Source organism: Urbifossiella limnaea (genome assembly GCF_007747215.1).
Lineage (GTDB): Bacteria > Planctomycetota > Planctomycetia > Gemmatales > Gemmataceae > Urbifossiella > Urbifossiella limnaea.
In genome coordinates this window covers 2,186,607-2,200,111 of record NZ_CP036273.1, presented here as the reverse complement: position 1 = coordinate 2,200,111, position 13,505 = coordinate 2,186,607, and the positions used below count along the sequence as shown (strand labels likewise).

14 protein-coding genes are annotated in these 13,505 nt (G+C 66.1%); 7 read left to right on the top strand and 7 right to left on the bottom strand.

The window, feature by feature from the left end; all coding sequences use genetic code 11:
• Nucleotide 1 precedes the first annotated feature (1 nt).
• Together ETAA1_RS08725 and ETAA1_RS08720 are read right to left on the bottom strand one after the other, a co-directional pair.
• A complete protein-coding gene (locus ETAA1_RS08725) occupies nucleotides 2–496 on the bottom strand; it encodes a hypothetical protein (protein WP_145236433.1) in 495 nt (164 codons plus the stop codon).
• A gap of 54 nt (nucleotides 497–550) precedes the next feature.
• A complete protein-coding gene (locus ETAA1_RS08720) occupies nucleotides 551–1,048 on the bottom strand; it encodes a hypothetical protein (protein WP_145236430.1) in 498 nt (165 codons plus the stop codon).
• A gap of 1,593 nt (nucleotides 1,049–2,641) precedes the next feature.
• Here ETAA1_RS08720 and ETAA1_RS08715 point away from each other — a divergent pair.
• From ETAA1_RS08715 to ETAA1_RS08705, 3 genes are all read left to right on the top strand, one after another.
• Complete coding sequence (locus ETAA1_RS08715) at nucleotides 2,642–3,508, top strand: CBASS oligonucleotide cyclase (protein ID WP_145236427.1); 867 nt, start codon at nucleotides 2,642–2,644, stop codon at nucleotides 3,506–3,508.
• A gap of 13 nt (nucleotides 3,509–3,521) precedes the next feature.
• Nucleotides 3,522–4,463: an S-4TM family putative pore-forming effector gene (locus ETAA1_RS08710; RefSeq protein ID WP_145236425.1), complete on the top strand. Its 942-nt coding sequence runs from the start codon at nucleotides 3,522–3,524 to the stop codon at nucleotides 4,461–4,463.
• A gap of 117 nt (nucleotides 4,464–4,580) precedes the next feature.
• Nucleotides 4,581–4,931: a hypothetical protein gene (locus tag ETAA1_RS08705; protein ID WP_145236422.1), complete on the top strand. Its 351-nt coding sequence runs from the start codon at nucleotides 4,581–4,583 to the stop codon at nucleotides 4,929–4,931.
• Here ETAA1_RS08705 and ETAA1_RS08700 read toward each other — a convergent pair whose 3' ends face one another.
• From ETAA1_RS08700 to tnpC, 4 genes are all read right to left on the bottom strand, one after another.
• Entirely contained in the window at nucleotides 4,932–6,014 is a 1,083-nt protein-coding gene (locus ETAA1_RS08700) for a hypothetical protein (RefSeq protein ID WP_145236419.1), read from the bottom strand.
• A 475-nt stretch (nucleotides 6,015–6,489) separates the two neighbouring features.
• Complete coding sequence (locus ETAA1_RS08695) at nucleotides 6,490–7,842, bottom strand: putative sensor domain DACNV-containing protein (protein WP_145236417.1); 1,353 nt, start codon at nucleotides 7,840–7,842, stop codon at nucleotides 6,490–6,492.
• 48 nt (nucleotides 7,843–7,890) lie between these two features.
• Nucleotides 7,891–8,244, bottom strand: coding sequence for a hypothetical protein (locus tag ETAA1_RS08690; protein ID WP_145236415.1), 354 nt, complete (start codon nucleotides 8,242–8,244; stop codon nucleotides 7,891–7,893).
• A gap of 447 nt (nucleotides 8,245–8,691) precedes the next feature.
• Nucleotides 8,692–10,074 carry an IS66 family transposase gene (tnpC, locus tag ETAA1_RS08685; RefSeq protein WP_145236412.1) on the bottom strand — a complete coding sequence of 461 codons (1,383 nt, stop codon included), beginning with the start codon at nucleotides 10,072–10,074 and terminating at the stop codon, nucleotides 8,692–8,694.
• A 595-nt stretch (nucleotides 10,075–10,669) separates the two neighbouring features.
• Between tnpC and ETAA1_RS08680 the strand changes: the two genes are divergently transcribed.
• Together ETAA1_RS08680 and ETAA1_RS08675 are read left to right on the top strand one after the other, a co-directional pair.
• On the top strand, nucleotides 10,670–11,008 hold the full coding sequence (locus tag ETAA1_RS08680) for a hypothetical protein (protein WP_145236409.1): 339 nt from the start codon (nucleotides 10,670–10,672) through the stop codon (nucleotides 11,006–11,008).
• Nucleotides 11,009–11,122: 114 nt separating this feature from the next.
• Nucleotides 11,123–11,275 carry a hypothetical protein gene (locus ETAA1_RS08675; RefSeq protein WP_145236406.1) on the top strand — a complete coding sequence of 51 codons (153 nt, stop codon included), beginning with the start codon at nucleotides 11,123–11,125 and terminating at the stop codon, nucleotides 11,273–11,275.
• Between the two features lie 194 nt (nucleotides 11,276–11,469).
• On the opposite strand, the gene ETAA1_RS08670 is transcribed toward ETAA1_RS08675, so the two are convergent.
• On the bottom strand, nucleotides 11,470–12,342 hold the full coding sequence (locus ETAA1_RS08670; RefSeq protein WP_145236404.1) for a LamG-like jellyroll fold domain-containing protein: 873 nt from the start codon (nucleotides 12,340–12,342) through the stop codon (nucleotides 11,470–11,472).
• A gap of 14 nt (nucleotides 12,343–12,356) precedes the next feature.
• Here ETAA1_RS08670 and ETAA1_RS31710 point away from each other — a divergent pair, with 14 nt between their 5' ends.
• Together ETAA1_RS31710 and ETAA1_RS08665 are read left to right on the top strand one after the other, a co-directional pair.
• On the top strand, nucleotides 12,357–12,533 hold the full coding sequence (locus ETAA1_RS31710) for a hypothetical protein (RefSeq protein ID WP_202920770.1): 177 nt from the start codon (nucleotides 12,357–12,359) through the stop codon (nucleotides 12,531–12,533).
• A gap of 232 nt (nucleotides 12,534–12,765) precedes the next feature.
• A complete protein-coding gene (locus ETAA1_RS08665; RefSeq protein WP_145236402.1) occupies nucleotides 12,766–13,488 on the top strand; it encodes an SGNH/GDSL hydrolase family protein in 723 nt (240 codons plus the stop codon).
• The last annotated feature ends 17 nt before the right edge of the window (nucleotides 13,489–13,505 follow it).

Here is a 13,505-nt window from a genome sequence, read left to right as displayed (position 1 = left end):
TTTATTCGCCGGCGGGGTCTCCCTGCCGGAGCGCCCACATGAGCTGCGCGAGCACCTCGACCAGGGCGTCCTCGTCGCCGAGATCCAGCACGACGTCGGACCCGAGTTGCGGCCTCGCGGTCCAAGCGAACCGGGACACCGTCAAGCCGAACACGGCCAGGCCCAACTCGCCGGCGGCGGCAAGCATAGCGCGGTCCGCCGCCGCGCCGATGAGCGTCGTGATGACGCGGCGCAGCGCCATGCGGGCGGTGGGGAGCCCGGCCTCGACGTGGAACGTGTACCCGGACGCCTCCCAGCGCCGCAGCCGCACGAAGGCCCCGAGGTCGAGCAGGACGCCGGGTGGCCAGCCGCGGGTCTCACCCGGCGGCGGTGCCAGGCCCGCGGCGGCGAGGAAGGCGGCGACGTCCTCGGCGTCCCGGCCGGCCTCGTCGACCGCGAACCGGATCAGGTCCGCCGGGTACTGGCGGAGGACTTCGGGCGGGACACCGGCGACCATCCTGGCCTCCTTCGGCCCCGAAGCGTGCGGGCCCGGTGGAATCGGACGTAAACCCTACTCCCAGTCCGCGTTACCCCGGCGCGCTTGAAGGGCGTCCGCCAGCCCGCCGAGCTCGACGGTCACGTGCACCACCGGGGTGTGGTCGCAGCCGGCCCTCCCGCTGGTCCCCAGTGGGAGCCACCCGGTGTCGAGGGCGCTCGCCAGGCCGGGACGTTTCGGCGTCCGCAGCCGCAGGTGTCGCCCGTCCCCGATCTCCAGCCGCCCGGCCCGGGCGGCGTACGCGCGGTAGAGCGGGACGTCGGCGGGCGCGCGGGTCGGTCCGACCGGGCGGCAGGCGGCGTCGAGTACGGTGGCGACCACCTTGCGGGTCAGGCCGGCGGCCAGGAGGCGGGCGGCCAGGGCGATGCCAAACCCCTCGAAGGCGGTGAACGTCCGCGGGACGCCGTGGCCGGCCGAGGTGTCGCGCAGCCCCGGCAGCACTCGATGGTCGGACACGTAGCGGAGCTTGCGGACCGGCAGCCCGGTGAGGGAGGCAAGTTCGGCCATGTCCATGCCGGACCTCAGTTATCCAACTTGGGCAACCAAAGAATAGCAACTCCCCCGACCGCAGTCAAATGTGAATCGGGCGTAACGCTTGGCAGTCCGGTGCCGACGAGGAGATGAAGGGTGTCGCCCCACCCCGGAGAGGTTCCAAGAGCTACGTCCTCCCGTCATGTAATAGTGACGCGTTTTCCGCCGATCTTTAGTCGTGCGTCCGTCACATCGACGACCACTCGGGGTGGCGGCGATGCCCACGGGCCGGCGAGGGCGGCGACCTCAACCCCGGCCCCAGATGAGTGGGAGCCGGTGGGCGGTCCGGCACGCCGTCATCCGTCACGACGTTCTCGGGCGAGTGGATTGTTGCCGACAACCGCCCCGACCGCCGCGCCGCACGCGAGCCCTACGGGGAAGAACCCGGCCGCGTGAGTCACCATCCCGCGCACCGCCCCGACGCCCGCCCCGGCGAGGCCGACCCCGGCGAAGACCGGGACGCCGACCATCCCCCGTAGCGTTCGACGACCGAGCAGTCAATCAACGCGAGTCTCGCCGATCGCAGACGGCTGACCTCCCGCTTCGCCCACGGCTGACATCTCAGTGCCGACCAAGCTGGAAGGCCGGTCCGTGGTCAGGGACTCTGATAGATAGATCTCTCCATCAAGTAATAGTGACACGATTTCCCCAGCTATTAAGCCTGTGCCGGGTCAGCGGCGAAGCGAACGAGTGTAAATACCACCCGCCCTCCGGGGCCAACCCGCTACCGCGGGCGGGGATGGCAGGCGTACGCGGACAAGACGTGGGACCAGGGCGTGTCCCCGCCCGAGCGGGCCGAGTTCGTCCGGAAGGTGAACCTGATGCTCGGCTGGGCTCGCATCCAGCACTCGACCGAGGCGTACTCCGAGTGCCGCACCTTTGCCCGATGACGCGGATGAGGCCACGAAGACCGTCAGGCGGGCGTCCATGACCGGATCGACGGTTATGGCCACATCCCCGAGCGTCGCTGCCCCCTTGAGCTTCCCGAAGACGAGCCTGCGGAGGCCGTCGGTGGTGTTCGTGATGTACAGGTCGCCCTCAAACCAGTCGCCGCGGCAGATCGTGCCGTCCGTGAGCGTCAGGCCGGTGACCGTTCCCTTCAGCCCCACATTCCCGTCCAAGACGAGCGTACCGGAGGAAGCAAGGGCTGTGCTGAGGCGGTACGTCGAGCCGGTGAGGGTGGCGTTGCCTGGAGACGCCGGACGTTGCGGCACTGGCTGCCCACACGTGAATACGACACGATCCTACGGTGCCGGGAGGAGATACCGCCGAACCTGCGGATCCGGCTGTCGGCGTCACGGGTGGATGGCGAGCGATCGAGGATCTGGCCCACCACGTCCACGGTCACGACGAGGAAGCGCGAGGCGACGTGCCCGACCTCGAAGGAGGGCGGAAACTGCGGAACTCACGGATGCACCGAGTGTTGGAGCGAGACGAAGAACGTGGCGTACCTGCGGCACTGACTCCGGCCTGCGTCTGTCCTACGGACATCGCTTTCCCGGTTCCGACAACCGTATAATTACCAAATTCGCCACCGCACCGTCGCGAGCGAACCCCTGGCCCTGGGTTCAACCCATGCCCACCACGATCACGTCCGGCTTCGACAAACTGCGGCAGAACCTCGAAATCAGCGGCCTCCAGGCCAGCACCGTCTCGACCCGGCAGCAGAACGCCCGGGCGAACGTCGCCAAGGAAATGACGGTCCTCGAAGACTTCCTGACCGGCAGCTACATGCGTAGCACGATGATCGCGCCGCTCAGCGACGCGGACGTGGACGTGTTCATCGTTCTGGACGCGAAGTACTACTCCCAGGACGGGTACGCAACGCTCCTCGACAAGGTCCGCGGGGTGCTGAAGAAGTCGTACACGGAGGCCACGGACATCTCCCGGAACGGCCAGGCCGTGACGATCAAGTTCGCGTCCTTTTCGATGGACGTCGTGCCGGGGTTCTACCGCACCGGCGGCGGTTTTCTGATCCCCGACGCCCGCGGCAAGCGGTGGATCCCGACTGACCCGAAGAAGCACGTCGAAATCTGGAGTTCGCAGAACACGGCCCACTCCGGCAGCCTCGTGCCGCTCATCAAGATGATCAAGGGCTGGAACAAGACGCACAGCGCCCTGTTCCGGTCGTTCCACCTCGAAACGATGATCCTGCGCATCTTCAGCGGGGTCACGATCTCTGATTACCCGTCTGGGGTGCGGTACTTCTTCGATAAGGCCCGCACGTGGGTGGCATCGACCGTCGCCGACCTCGCTGGATACGGCGACAACATCGGTAAGTACCTGCTCGAAAAGAACGCCCTGGCCGATGTTCAGCAACGGCTGCAGCGGGCCTACGAGCGGTCGGCCGAGGCCGTGAAGCTGGCGGCGACCGGCAAGGTCAAGGATGCCTACGACAAGTGGCGGATGGTCTTCGACACGTACTTCCCGGCCTACGGCTGAACAGGAGCCTTCGGTGCCCAACGACATCCCGGCGCGGCAGAACAGCCCCGAGCTGCTGCGGTACGTCCACGCTTCGAGCCAGGCTTACGGGCTGGCGAAGTCCATCGGGGGCTGGCAGACGAGCCTGATCCTCTTAGCGGCCATCCTTGGGCCGCTGATCGCCGCTATCGAACCGGAGGCCGCGATCGTGGGGGCGATCCTCGCGGTCGTCGCGGCGTTGATCGACGCCATGTTCCTCGAGTCAGCGGCGGAGCGTTACCAACATCTTGGGGCGAGGCTCCAAGAGGTGTTCGACACCGAACTGTTCCAGATTCCGTGGAACACGCACCGGGCCGGGGCTAAGCCGACCCCGGAGGAAACGCTCGAGTTGGCCGAGGATTTCAAGAAGAAAGCCACTCCCGAACTGCTGAAGAAGAAGGAAGACTGGTATCCCGTCGAGGTGGGGCCGGTGCCGCTCGAATACGGCCGATTGGTCTGCCAACGATCCAGCATGCAGTGGGACTCGTCGCTGCGGAAGTACTACGTCTTCTACTTCTTCCTCGCGGTTGCCGTGCTGGCCGTCGGGGCGCTCCTCTACGGGGTTTTCAAGCACCTGACGTTCATCCAGTTCGTCCTTGCGGTTCTTGCACCGCTGGTCCCTGCCGGCATCAAGCTCTGGCGCGAAGCAAAGAAGCACGACAAGTCGGCCGCGGCATCGGAGCGTGCGCGGACCCTGCTGGAGGGGTACTGGAAGGACGCAATCGCCAAAAACGTCCCTGCTGCGGAGATGGCAGATGAATCGCGGCGTCTGCAGGACGAGTTGTTCGACCGACGCAAGCAGTCGCCGACGGTCCCGGAGCGGCTCTATGCGTGGCGGCGCGAGTCGCAAGAGCAGCAGATGAAGTACGGGGCGCAGGTGATGGTCGACGAGGTACTCACGAAGCTCGCCGCGCCACCGGCGGCACCAGGGCCGTGATCCGGAATGAAGTCAGGGCGAGGGAAAAGACGGCGTGCGGCTCGGGCTTGTTGACCCAGGAGTACATGCCGCAGATGCAGCGATCAACGGGGGCTGTGGGTGGTCGGAGGTCGGGTGGTGTCCGGGGATCATTGCACGCCCGCTTTTCCAGCCGCTTCTGCGGCCCGGACAAGCGGTTTTTCAAGGCGATTTCGGGCTCGTGCAACGATCGCCGGACACCAGCTGAAAATCGCGTTCGCCCTGATCGGCGGCTACATCATCCTCCGCCTGCTCCTGGGCATGCCGCATTTCCTGGTCGATTTGGTCGTGAACGACCTGATCGGGCACATGTACGCACACCACGAGGATTCCTTCCTCGTGGTGCGCGCGGGGGCCGCTTGGGCCGTGCTGCTGACGTTGATCGGCAGCATGATCTACTTTGTCATGCTGGTCGATGGGCTGATCCGCTCGTGGTTTCCCGGTGCGTAATCACGCCGTCGGGAACTCTTCGCCGAACACCTGGCCCCACACGCCGATCGCCTCGGCCTGGCGGCCGTACAGCTCGAGCTGGCGTGCCCTCTGGCTCAGCGTCACGGCGGCGTTCAGCAGGGTCATGTCCCCGTTGGTCACCGGCCCGCGTTCCACGGTCGGCGCCCCGTTGAGGAGCGGCTGCTGGTCGCCGGCGTTGATCGCGTCCCGCACGGCCCGGAACGCCACCTCGGCCGCTTCCGCGATCGTGGTGACGGTCTGGCCGAACGCGTTTCGCATCTGGAACGCCCGCATGACCGCGAGTTCGGCGTAGTACGACTCGACCCGGCCGCCGGCGAATTCGCCGTTCCACCACTTGAACAGCTTGACGCCCTTGCGGAGCGTGCGGCCGTTGGCGCGGTTGAGGTTGTCCGAGTATTCCTGGTCAATCCGCGGGTTCGTGTGGATCCACCCGTCGTCGCCGTTCGGGATCAGGTAGAAGGGCTGCTGGCCGTAGTTCACGGGCTTCAGGCTGAAGCACGGCACCACGTCGAACCCCAGGCCGTCGTTGTCTTCGCCGGCGCCGACCGTGAGCCGCACGTTCACGGCCTCGCCGACGCGCCGCACCTTCGTCGTCTCGGGGTAGTGCCGGCGGAGAATCTTCGCGAACCCGTCGATCAGCTTCTCGGACGACAGGTTGTACCCGTCCATCCACCGCTTGCGGTCGACGAGCAGCGGGTTCTCGTCCAGGACGCCGTCGTTGACGACCGTGTACGGCAGCACGCCGTACGCCCCGGTGTAGACCAGGCCGGTGCCGTCGAGCGGCAGGTAAACGTCGATGTCGTCGAGCGGCCAGATTTTGGTGTGCCGGGCGAACGAGCCGCCGAGGAAGTCCCAGTCCTCGATGCTCAGCACGCGGGGGAAGCCTTCGTCGCGGTCGGTCTCGTCGGCGAGGAACTCGCGGAGGTGGTTCTGGCTGGTGCCGGCGCGGTTGCGGATGCCGCGGGTGATGTTGATGTGCTGATCGAGGAACTCGTCGAAGACACCGGCAACCGATCGCTCACGGGCCTTGCTGTAGAACGTGGGGAAGTCGCCAAAAGCCATTGCGGACCCTCTGCTGGTGGAACTGACCAACATCAGGCGGTGAAATGGGTGCGGGCGGGGCCGGTGGGAGGAGGGGGCGGCCGGGCTCGTCGAATTCCATCGCGAGTGCCGGGGCGATACGCAGCCCCGTTGTCTCGACCGAACCGGTCCGCGGATTTTTTTTTGTTGCCGCGGCGAACACGAACTATATATCAAGCGTACTGCGTATAGCTGTGTCTGCGCCGGCGCATCGCGATCGAGATGCCGCCATTCTACGCACGGCGTGTGCCGTTCGCGGGATTTCTACGTCGTTTTCCGCATCTCCAAATACTGCAAGCACTTCCGTGGCTCTTCATCGTATCTACACAAAACTCCAGTAGTGTACGGCTGTCGTTTTGGCTTGGCTTGGGCCGTTAGACTGTCAGGCTGACAGCCAAGGTCGCCCACTCATCCCGTTTCCCCTCCAGCGCCACCGCCACCTTCCGCCGTACGCGTTCTACGTCAATGCGGTGACGAACCCGATATTGAAGTATGGCCAAAGCAGCAGACGCGGGCCGACCTGCCGCACCGCCTTGATCCCGCCGTCCTCGGAGAGCACGAACGCGACCGAGTTGTCCAGCCCCGCGGTGAACCGATAAGCCGACCGGTGCCGGGTTCCGAACTCCGTGAACTCTATAGGCCGCGACTCGTCCCCTTGCGCAGTTTGAGCGATGTGCACGGTGTCTGTGGCGGCTGGTGCCGCGATCACCTCGGCACCGAATCCGATAATCCGCAGCGTGTCGGTCAGCACAACCGCACCGTCGACCGCTGTGAGCGACGCGATAAACCGGGCGGCATCCTTCGCCGCGTCGTCGCACTCCTGTTCACGTTCGGCCAGTGCCTCCAGTGCCTGCAGCACTTCGATTTTGACCGTTTTCCGGTCCTCAAGACTCGTCATCACAGCGTTGTGCTGCAGTCGTGCGGCCATTGCGGACACCAGCGCGTCACGCGGCCTGGTGCTCGGCAGTACGTACTTGATCGACACCCGGCTCAGGAGTCGTGGATCGTCGTGCGCCATCTCCTCGGGCACGAACAGCAGCGTCCCGCCGTGGTGCAGATCCGCCGTGTAGAGCAGGAGAGACTCGATAAAGGTCTGATGGGCCATCCGCAGCCCATCATCCTCGTCGGGATCCTGGTCGATCTCCGCGAGCTGGCAGGCGTTGTTGATGAAGACAGTTGAGGCAGGTGAGAAGAACTCAGCAATCGGCCCCTCGTGCAGAACGCTATCGGTCGGGCTCACGATACGACCGTCGCGCAGTCTGACCACGGGGCGGTCACCTCGGGAAATGCTCAACTCTCCCGGCCGGGTGGATACGACGACGAGCGCTTCTGGCGATGAATGGCCCATCACCCGCTCGTGCCGCGCCATCTCCCACAACGCCATTCCAATGTCCACCAGACCGTAAATCTGCAACTGTGCCTGATCGCCTTCGCCGGTACTCTCGACTGCGATCAACACCTTGCGGGGGTCGGCGACCGGCGCCAACCGCCGCAGCTCCGTTTCGGTGAACGGGATCGGTTTCGTGAATGTGTACCGCGTCACCGGCGGCAGTTCTTCGCCGTGCCGTGGGGATACCGGGGATTTACTGTCCTGCAGCACGATTCGGAAGACGGTCGGGCGTCCTTCCTCGGTCAACATGCTCGCGTGGTAGCAGACGTCGAGGAACTGCCCCAGTACGGCCTTCGGCGGAAGCTCCACCCGCGGCCACCCCTCGAAGAACGGTTCAGGGTTCCACGTGCGCAGAAGGGTCGCGGCCAGGTCACGCGGATAGACCCGATCCGTGGCGGATCGCTTCGGTTGCTTTGCCATGAGTGGCTCTGTTAGCCAAAGAGTGTTGTTCGCGTCGATCTTATGCTGTCACTTCTCGTCCGCAACCACCCGCAGGGCGTTCACCCGCCGATTGAACCGCTCCCGAGCTTCCAGAAGTGCGTCGTGAAGCTCCCTGTCGATCGCCTCACGCTGCGCGGCGGTGTTCCGCGTGGCTTCCGGCAACAGAGCAAGCCGGTCGCCGCCGAAGAAAGTCAGCCGGTCGAGAGCCTCGTCGATCTTCTCCTGCGTCACGCGCCGGGCGCGGTCGATGAGTTCACGGGCTTCCGCGTCGTGCCGTTGAACTTCGGTGTGGTACGCGGCAGGGTTCTCCGCAAACATCGGACGCAGGGCGTCGTCGAGCAGCTTCGCGAGGGTTGGGCCGATGGGTTCCGGCTCGGGCATGGCCGGAGAGTAACACGATCGCGACTGGAGCGCGAGATGCACCAAATGAAAAAGCCCCGGCGAAACCGGGGCAGAGTTCTGGGACGATTCTGGGGGTTTGGTGCAGAGTTTGGTGCACCTCGCGTTACTTGACTCCTGAAACCCCTTGTTTTCTAGTACACCCAGAAGGATTTGAACCTTCAACCTTTGGTGCCGTAGCTCGAAAGTCTTGGCTTCATCGAGGCGTGCTGTACCGTCCCGTTTGCGTCTGCAAAGGGGACGGAACAACACTTCTTGTCATCCTCGCCGACGATAGGGATTAGCCAAATGTACCGTTCGCGCATGACCCCTCGATTTCCTTTCGATTTCCATGTCGAGTTCAGCTCAACCGGGAATTGCATGATCCAGGATTCGGGTTGGCATTCGGGGGATTAACTACATACTGCTACATCTTGCGCGCGTACTTGATTAGCCCGTCGGCAGTAGCACCGGTCGCGGGACCAGCCCGTTGCCGGCCGCGCGGAGCGTCTGGCTGATGTAGTCCACGACCGCATGACCCCGTCGCCGGCACGTCTCCAGCACTGACATCAGCACCCCCTGCGCCCACGCGCCAGCCGCCGTTCGGTTCCCGCCCCACACCTTCCGGTTCACCACCGCCGGCCGGATCGCCTGCTCGGCCGCCCAGTTCGTCGGCTCGACCCGCGGGTCGAACACGAACCCGAACCACTGCTCGAAGTGACGCCACAGGTGCCGCGCCAGCGTGGCGTGCGCCGGGACCGCACGCGGCCGGAGCACCAGCCGCCGCAACCGGTCGTCGAACCCCTCCCGGTGCTCCTCCAACTGGTCCGACGTCCACGCCCCGGGCGCGTACCCGTTCCGCCAGTGGATCGCCTCCGTGAACAACGCGATCACCTGCCGCGGGAACCGCACGGCTCCCCGGGTGGCCGTCGCCAGCAGGTCGCGGGCGCGCCGCAGCACGTGGGCCACGCACTGCTGATGGATCGCACCCTCGAACCGGTCGTACGAGGCGAAACCGTCGTGGCTCAGGATGCCCGACCAGTCCACGCCGATGACCCGCTCCAGGACGGCCGCACTGCGTTGGGAGTCGATGGCGTACGCGGTGGCCCGGTCACCGACCCAGGCGTGGAGCCAGGCGGGGTGCCCCCCGATCCGCCACCCCGTCTCGTCGGCCGCGATCTGCTCGGACGTCCGCACCTCACCGAGGATGAGGTGGTAGTCCGGTTCGAGTCGCGTCGCCGCCCGGAGGTTGATCTGGGCGCTGGCCCCGCGGGTGAGCGTGATGCCGAACAGGGCGTCGAAGACGGCGGCCACCTTGCCGTGCGACAGCCCCATCTGGGTGTGCAAGGTCGCGGCCGCGGCCTGGGCGTCGGGGCCGACCTGGCTGGCGGCCGCGCCGAGGGCGTCGGACGTCTGGAGCGGGTGCCGGCCCTGGGTCCGCTTGCCGCACGTGTCGCAGTGACCGACGTGGATGCGGAACTTCCGCACGAGCGGGCGGCGTGGGATGTCGGTCTGGAACTGGTCGGCGGTGCCGGTCTCGACGATGCGGCCCGGGCAGTGCGGGCAGGCGTCGGGGAGGTGGGCGTCGTGGCACTCGGCGATCTGGTCGGGCGGCGGCGGGGGCCGGTGGCCGTGGGTACCGTGGGCGGCGCCCGACTTGCGGCCGGGGGTCTTCGGGTCGGGCTTGGGCGGACCTTTGCGGAACGGGGCGGCCTGCCGCTTGCCCGCGCGGCGGGCGTCCTCGAGCATCCGGGTCAGTTCGGCGACCCGGGCTTCGAGAGCGGCGACGCGTTGGAGGAGTTCCCGGCAGCCGGGACACGCGGGCTCGTCCATGACGGCAGGGTAGGAAATCGGGCCGCGATCAGCTCCCCCTGCGTGCCAGCGGGGGCGCTAAACAAGTACTTGCGCGCAAGCGTGGCCAGAAAACCCGACGTACTCGGCTGGTTCACACGCCTGAACGACACCGACGGGAACGCCGGCAGGTGAGCGCCTCGTCAAGCCCCCATGCGCTCTCACAGTGGGCCTCGGCAGTGAACTCGGACTGCCCGTGGCAGATCTCTCACCCTTCTTCAACTTCTGGGACGAGAACCGGTCGTAACGGCTGTGTGCCTTGCCACAGCAACTCCAGCGGCCCGTGCGACCCTCCGCCCCGACCGCCTTGCTGCCCACAACCCGCTGACAGCGTGCGAGTGCGGCGGGTGGCAAGGGATGCACGGGCCGCAAGCGCAGGCACCTCGGTAAAAATCGAAGGGGCAAAGGATAAAGCTAACACGATCCAACTCCGGCGTGTCGGACCGACGCGCGCTACGGTCACGGCACACGGAAGAAGTATAAGCTCGACCGGCCGTGAATGCGGTGAAACTGGCGGAGTGCATCTGCGGGAGGCGAACTACTACCCGCTTCAGCAACCGCTTGGGAGGTCGATTCGATGAGAAAATGGCTCGGGCCGATGGGCGTGATGTTCCTCACAGCCGGACTGGTGGTCGCGGCCGAGGGGACGATCAGCAAGGTCGATCTGGATAAGAAGACTGTCACGATCAAGGAAGGTGACAAGGACAACGAGTACAAGTTCACCGACATGGTGAAAGTGACCGTCGCCGGCGGGAAGGCGAAGGGCGGCAAGGGGCAGGCCAAGGAGGGCATCTACGCCGACTTCGAGAAGGCGCTGAAAGTCGGCGAGAAGCTGACGTTCGAGGCGAAGGACGGCGTGCTGACCGAGGTCAAGATCACCGGGATGGGCAAGGGCAAGGGTAAGGCGAACGACTGACGTGAACCGCATCCGCCGCTGAACGCCCGGCACGAGCCGGGCGTTCTTTCAATCCCGGCCAACAGGAGGCGTAAAAACGCATCGGCGTGCGGAGTGTATGAGTGGGAGTGACTGATGAACGAGGAGCCGGCGTCACGGCACGAGCAGTTCTTGAGGCACTACTCGGCACACGAACCCGCGATCCGGGCGTTCCTGCGGCGGCTGGTTCCGTTGCGTACCGACGTGCCGGATGTCATGCAGGAAGTGGCCCTCGTCCTCTGGAAGTAGTTCGAGATTCGACCGGTGGGTGGATGACGAGCTTCATTGGTCGGACCGCAGTGTTCTGGGGTGACGGGGTCCGGGCACCGAAGTGGGTCAGCAGGGTGTCGGGAGCCACCACGCCGAAGGTCGTGATCGGGACTTCGCTGCCGAGGTCCGAGGACCCCGGTCCCACGTCCGCGGTCGGCTCCGCGAGCGGGCCGTCATTTCCGCTTGAGTGGGGCCAGCAGGTCGGGCTTCTTGTGCAGCAGCGCCACGTCCTCGGCCGTCAGGGCCCGGTCGAAGAGCGCGAACTCGTCCAGGAGGCCGACGTACCCGAGGGAGAGGTACACCCCGGCCTTCTCGACGTCCCAGCCCATCGCGATTGCCTGGTCCTTCACCTCGCCGACCCGCTTGCCGTCGATGTACAGCGCGGTCGCGGCGTCCGGCTTGCCCGTGTCGAGGTTCCGGAACGTGAGCACCACGTGGTGCCACTCGCCCGCCTTCCAGCCCACCTCCGGCAGGCGGACCAGCGGTGCCTTCGGATCGGACTCGGCGACCGCCTTCTGCCCGGCGGGGCGGGCCGTGAACGCGCCGAACCGGAGGGCCCGCGGCTTCGCGTCGTTGAAGTCGAACCACAGCGCGCCGTTGTCGTAGCCCCTCTGGGTGATCTGCACCGGGTCGCAGAACTTCGCCTTGATGAGCCGGTCGGGGTCGGTGTTGCACCAGACCGACACGGACCCGGACCAGCCGTCCTTCTTGTACGCCAGGTTGCCCTTCACCGGGAAGTACACCCAGCCGTTCTTCGGCACCACGTCGGTCGCCTCGAACGCCCCGCCGGCCACCCCCTTTCCCTTCGCGATCTTGAGCACGGTCGCGTCGGCCCCCTTCTCGAAGACGAACCGCCCCTTCTCGGTCGGGTGTGGGTATCGCGTCCCCGCGTCGAGATCGCCCCCGCCGAAGTCGCCCTTCACGGCCTCGTCGAACGACGCGTAAAAGGTGACCGCCTTGCGGACGGCGGCCTCGTCGGCCCGCCCCGTCGCGAGGAGCAGCCCGGTGGCGAGGAGGGCGAGCCCCGGGCGTAAGACGTGACGCATGCGGAGGTCCTCGGGTGGTGTGCATTCTCTACCACCCGCGGCCGGAGACTGCGAACGAATTCCAGACGGACGCGGGCGTCGAACTCGATTCAAACGGCCCCCACCTCGGGGCGCTGTCCGGCATGACGGAGCCGGCGTTCCCCATGCTGGTGAAGTTCGTCAAGGCCCGCGCCGGTGTCGCTCCGAAGTGACCCGTCGTCCAGTGCGAAACACGCCTGTTCCCCACTGGAGACACCCCACGATGCCAGCCTGTTCGTTCGCCGACGAGCCCGTCGACGCAGCCGAGTCGATGCTCAAGAAGTTTAAGTGACGCCTCGGTAGCCGGTGCGGGCGGCGGGGGCTTCGCGGCAAACTCCGCCGTTCCGCTTTTTGCGGCCGCCATCTCGGGTGGTACAATCGCCCCGATTCTCACTCGGAGCCGCCATGCACACACGCATCCTCCCACTCGCCGCACTCCTCGCCGTCGCCGCGACACTCGCCGCGGCGCAAGAGCCCGAGAAAGACCCGCCGAAGCAGCCGGCGAAGAAAGAGCCGAACGCGGTCCTCGCCGCGGTCGAGGACGTGCCGGGGTTGCCGCGCGTGCTGCTCATCGGCGACTCCATCTCGATGGGCTACACCCTGCCCGTGCGGGAGCAACTCAAGGGCGTGGCGAACGTCCACCGCCCGTCGACCAACTGCGGGCCGAGTACGCGCGGCGTCGAGCAGATCGAGAAGTGGCTCGGGGACGGCAAGTGGGACGTGATCCACTTCAACTTCGGCCTGCACGACCTGAAGTTCGTGGACGAGAAGGGCATGAACACCAGCCCCGAGAAGGGCAAACTCCAGGTGCCGATCGAGGACTACAAGAAGAACCTCGACGCCCTCGTGTCGCGGATGAAGAAGACCGGCGCGAAGTTGATCTTCGCGACGACCACCCCGGTCCCCGCGGGCGAGCCGCAGCGGAAGGCCGACAGTGACAAGGAGTACAACGCGGCGGCGCTGGAGGTGATGAAGAAGCACGGCGTGGCGGTGAACGACCTGGGCGAGTTCGTCCGCGGCCGGAAGGGAGAGGGGCAACTGCCGAAGAACGTCCACTTCACCGCCGACGGGTCGAAGGCGCTCGCCGAACGGGTGTCGGCCGAGGTCAAGAAGGCATTGGGGAAGTGAGTTTTCCGAGGCGAGCC